Origin of the sequence: Mesorhizobium sp. M7A.F.Ca.MR.176.00.0.0 (assembly GCF_004023165.1) — a bacterium.
In the GTDB taxonomy this organism is placed as follows: Bacteria; Pseudomonadota; Alphaproteobacteria; order Rhizobiales; family Rhizobiaceae; genus Mesorhizobium.
This window is the reverse complement of the sequence record NZ_RZTC01000288.1, coordinates 1-1,109: the sequence shown is the minus strand read 5'-3', so window position 1 is coordinate 1,109 and position 1,109 is coordinate 1. Positions and strand designations below refer to the sequence as shown.

General features: G+C 60.1%; 2 protein-coding genes and 1 pseudogene. 1 reads left to right on the top strand and 2 read right to left on the bottom strand.

Annotated features, from left to right (window positions below; translation table 11 throughout):
* Both EOB59_RS34870 and EOB59_RS34865 read right to left on the bottom strand, forming a co-directional pair.
* On the bottom strand, positions 1-272 hold a 272-nt coding region (locus EOB59_RS34870; RefSeq protein WP_281061753.1), incomplete at its 3' end, for a beta-ketoacyl synthase N-terminal-like domain-containing protein.
* The gene (locus tag EOB59_RS34865) at positions 273-554 is read right to left on the bottom strand and encodes an acyl carrier protein (RefSeq protein ID WP_029356603.1); all 282 of its coding nucleotides are present in this window, start codon (positions 552-554) and stop codon (positions 273-275) included.
* A gap of 426 nt (positions 555-980) precedes the next feature.
* Here EOB59_RS34865 and EOB59_RS37100 point away from each other — a divergent pair.
* Positions 981-1,109, top strand: a pseudogene (locus EOB59_RS37100) (LysR family transcriptional regulator); the annotation flags it as partial.

Sequence of the window (1,109 nt, the reverse complement as noted above, 5' to 3'; positions counted from 1 at the left end):
CAGGAAAGTCCGGCCTGCCGCATGGCTTCGCGCGCTGCAAGCACGGCGAGCAAGCTGAAGCGGTCCATGGAGATGAGATGCCCCCGGTTGATGTCGTGCTGGGGCAGCGCCTTGATCTCAGCGCCGGTCATGCCCTCCAGGTCATGAAGCTCGGAATTGGCGATCGGGCCGATGGCGGAGCGGCCTTCGCGCATCTCTTTCCACATAGAGGCGGCGTCGGTGCCCAGTCCGCACAGGCCGCCCACTCCGGTGATAACGACGCGCCTGTGCATTCAAGCCTCCTTCGCAAGCAAGCCGCGGACGGCTTCCACGACGTCGCCGACATTCTTGAGATTGGACCAGGCATCGGCCGTGTTCATGTCGATCTTGATGCCGTAGGCCTGCTCCACATCCCAGAGGACGTCCGCCAAACCCAGCGAATCAAACCCGAGCGCGTCCAGTTCCGTGGCGATTGTTATCTCGCCGACGAATGACGCAGGCATTCCCTCACCGCTCTCCGACTCGGCGCGTTTCTTGATCAGGGCAATGACGTCCGTTGCGAATTGATCGGCCATTCTGTTTCCTGTCTTTCTTTCCCGCGTTTCGACCTGGACGCGGCTCAGTTCCTGAGGCGCGCCGCGTCGCGAAAGCCATCACGCTTGGGCAACTGACAAAGCCCAATGCTCATAAAGCCGGATCAGGTCCGGCCGGTGTGTGGCGTAGGTGCAGTATGACGATGTGAGCCGCTACACCGTGCGCGTCTCCCAGTCTGTCCATAGGCTCGGAAGAAGTCGGACCCGGTCAGTTGCAACTCCCTTTCCCAGCACTCCACTGCCCGGTAGAGCGCATGAAAAATCTCCTTTCGGGCGGTTTCTTAAGACGCTCGCCACGCCATGAGGCAGTGGGGGCATCGGTGTGCGTCAGGTGCTTCTGCCCATGCAGGATTCCAGAACATTGATGAAATCGTTTGTTTCGATGAAAGGCATCCACACTTTGGATGGTTGACCACGCGTTTCAAAGATCGTGAACTACATCTCGTCGTTGTGCTCGACGCACTCCCGACAGAGCGCAACCTCATGGGCGCGGCATGCAGGATTAACCGAGCCCAGCCGGTCATGAGTGCGGCCGGC